Here is a 3,114-nt window from a genome sequence, read left to right as displayed (position 1 = left end):
GTCCGGCCACTGGCTGGTGGAGACGTGCGAGACGTTCTCCCCCGTGCCCAGGACGTACACCGGGGTGCCCGGGAGGTCCTTCGCCCGCTCCTCGGACACGACGACCGCCGCGGCGCCGCCGTCGGAGCGGATGCAGCAGTGCAGCTTGGTGAACGGGTCCGCGATCATGCGGCCGGACAGCACCTCGTCGACGGTGATCGGGTCCCGGTAGGCGGCCTCGGGGTTGTCCGCGGCGTTGGCCCGGGCGGACACGGCGACCTCGGCGAGCTGCTCGATCGTCGTGCCGAACTCGTGCATGTGCCGCCGGGCCGCCATCGCGTACTTCGCGATCAGCGTGTGCCCATAAGGCGCCTCCCACTGCAGCGGCCCGCGCGAGCCCCAGTTCAGGTTCGCGGTGCGCAGCCCGCGCCGCAGGTCGGACTTCGCGGTGGAGCCGTAGGTGAGCAGCACGACGTCCGCATGGCCGGCAGCGATGGCGTCCGCGGCGTGGGCGAGCATGACCTCCCAGGAGGCGCCGCCGACGGCGGTGGAGTCGATCCACCGCGGCCGCAGGCCGAGGTACTCCCCCACGTCGATCGGGGCCAGGGTGCCCAGCGAGGTGGAGGCCAGGCCGTCGACCTCCGCCATGGAGACGCCGGACTCCGCCAGCGCGCGCAGCGAGGCCTGGGCGATCAGCGCGTACGGGTTGGTCGCGACCTTGCCGGGCGAGGCGAGCCCGACGCCCGCGACGACGGCGCGGCGGCCCTTGGGAACGGTCACGGTGCTCACTGGGCCGCCTCCTGGGCGAGGAGGGGCGCGAGCTGCGCGGTCCTCGATCCGAACAACTGGTCCACGACGTGCGCCCGCTTCAGGTAGAGGTGCGCGTCATGCTCGTAGGTGTAGCCCATCCCGCCGTGCACCTGGACGGTCTCCGCGGCGCTGCCCAGCGCCGCCCGCCCGGCGACGACCTTCGCCGCCCGCACCTGGAACTCGGCGTCGGCCCGGCCGGACTCCAGGCTGACGGCGGCGAACAACGTCTGCTGCAGCGCCGCCTCCGCCGCGACGGCCATGTCCGCGCACCGGTGCTTGATCGCCTGGTTGACGCCGATCGGCCGGCCGAACTGGACCCGGGTCTTGGCGTGCGCGACAGAGAGGTCGCGGACCGCCTCGGCGATCCCGACGAGCTGTGCCGCGGCCAGGACCGTGCCGCGCAGCCCGATCGGGTCCCGCTCCGCGGGCACCCAGCACGTAACGGGCACGCCGTCCGCGACGGCGGTCGCCACCCGGGAGCCGGGGTCGCTGGACTCGACCGGGGTGAGGTCGGTGAGCGCGGCCACCGCGACAAGGCCTGCGCCCTCGTCGTCCGAGACCAGCACGTACTCCGCGTTCGCCGGGTCGATCACGCGGATCCGGCCGGTGAGGGCCGTGGGCGTCAGGGAGGCCGTGTCGTCGCCGACGCGCAGGAGCGCGGCGGCCACCAGCGAGTGCCCCTCGACCACGAACCGGGCGAGCTCGGGCTGCCCGCCCAGCACGGCCAGCCGGGCACCGATCACCGACGGCAGGAACGGACCGGGCACCAGGGCGCGGCCGAGCTCGCGGAACATCAGCGCCTCGTCGTCGAGCCCGCGGCCGGAGCCGCCGACGTCCTCGGGCGCGGAGAGCCCGAGCAGCCCCAGGTCCGCCCCGGCGGTCCAGACCTTCGGGGCGATGGCGGAGGCGTCGTCGCGGCGCTCGCGGATGGCGGAGATCGGCACCTGCTCGGCGAAGAACTCCGCGGCGGCGCCGACCAGCTCCAGCTGGTCGGCGGAGGGAAGGAGGTCCATCGATGTCCTGTCTGTGGGAGACGCGCGGGATGCAGCGGTCTGGGCGGGACGTCAGCGCGGCAGGCCGAGGACGCGGTCCCCGATGATGTTGCGCTGGATCTCCGACGTGCCGCCGCCGATGGAGGCGGAGAAGGAGTAGAAGTAGTGCCCCGACCAGCCGCCGGGGACCCACCGGGAGACGAACTCCAGGCCGTCCGGGCCGAGCACGTCCATCGCGAGCGCGGCGACCTGCTTGGCCACCTCCGCGTAGTACAGCTTGATGATCGAACCCTCGGGGCCCGGCGTGTCCGTCTTCAGGTTCCGGCAGATCCCCGCGTAGGTCATCGCGCGCAGCGAGGCGACCTCGGCCCGGGCGGTGGCGAGCCGGCGGGCGATCTCGTCGTCCTGGATCGCGGGGCGGCGCCCGTCGGGCCCGAGGCGCTCCCCGGCGAGCTGGATGAGGTTCTCCACCAGGGCGGCGAGCCGGACCTGGCTGGCGGTGTAGGCGGTGCCCCGCTCGAACGAGAGCGTGGACATCGCGACGGCCCACCCCTCGTCGACCTCGCCCACCACGTTGGCCAGCGGGATCCGGACCTCGTCGTAGAAGACCTCGCAGAACTCGGCGCCGCCGTCGATAGTCTCGATCGGCCGGACGTCGATGCCCGGGCTGTTCATGTCGCAGACGACCCAGGTGATGCCGTGGTGCTTCTTCCCCGACCGGTCCGTGCGGACCAGGAGCTCCTGATGGTCTGCGAGGTTCGCGAAGCTGGTCCAGATCTTCTGTCCCGAGACGACGAGATGGTCCCCGTCGATCTCGGCGCGGGTGGCCAGCGACGCCAGGTCGGACCCGGCCTCGGGCTCGGAGAAGCCCTGGCACCAGACGACCTCGCCGCGCAGGATCCGCGGCAGGTGGAAGGCCTTCTGCTCCTCGCTCGCCCGGGTGATCAGCGTGGGGCCCGCGTGGTTGAGCCCGACGAAGCACGCGTCGATGCTCGGCAGTCCGGCCTTCGCGTACTCCTCGTACCAGATCAGCTGCTGGACCGTCGTCAGCCCGCGGCCGCCGTAGGCCTGCGGCCAGGCGATCCCGGCCCAGCCGCCCTCCCACTGGGTGCGCTGCCAGGCCAGGTCGTACTCACGCATCGGCGCGGCCTCGTGCGGGCGCTGCTCGGTGGGCGCGTTCTCCGCCAGCCAGGTCCGCACCTCGTCGCGGAACTCCGCCTGGTCAGCGGTGAAGTCAAGATTCATTCCGGGTCACCCGCGCAGGAAGCTCAGCGCGGACGACCATGCCCATTAGACGCTGATCGAAGCTAGCCATCTTGTCCATGTCGTCCAC

2 protein-coding genes and 1 pseudogene are annotated in these 3,114 nt (G+C 72.7%); all 3 read right to left on the bottom strand.

Annotated elements, in window-relative coordinates; translation table 11 throughout:
- Positions 1 to 768: pseudogene (locus JWP64_RS02130) on the bottom strand (thiolase); the annotation flags it as partial.
- Positions 765 to 1,802: an acyl-CoA dehydrogenase family protein gene (locus tag JWP64_RS02125; protein ID WP_297491644.1), complete on the bottom strand. Its 1,038-nt coding sequence runs from the start codon at positions 1,800 to 1,802 to the stop codon at positions 765 to 767. The gene JWP64_RS02125 and the pseudogene JWP64_RS02130, both read right to left, overlap by 4 nt.
- A 51-nt stretch (positions 1,803 to 1,853) precedes the next feature.
- Positions 1,854 to 3,026, bottom strand: coding sequence for an acyl-CoA dehydrogenase family protein (locus tag JWP64_RS02120; protein ID WP_297491642.1), 1,173 nt, complete (start codon positions 3,024 to 3,026; stop codon positions 1,854 to 1,856).
- Positions 3,027 to 3,114 lie beyond the last annotated feature (88 nt).

Origin of the sequence: Pseudonocardia sp., assembly GCF_025465255.1 — a bacterium.
Classification (GTDB): domain Bacteria; phylum Actinomycetota; class Actinomycetes; order Mycobacteriales; family Pseudonocardiaceae; genus Pseudonocardia.
Note: the sequence above shows the minus strand (reverse complement) of the source record. Positions and strands in the feature narration are given on the sequence as shown.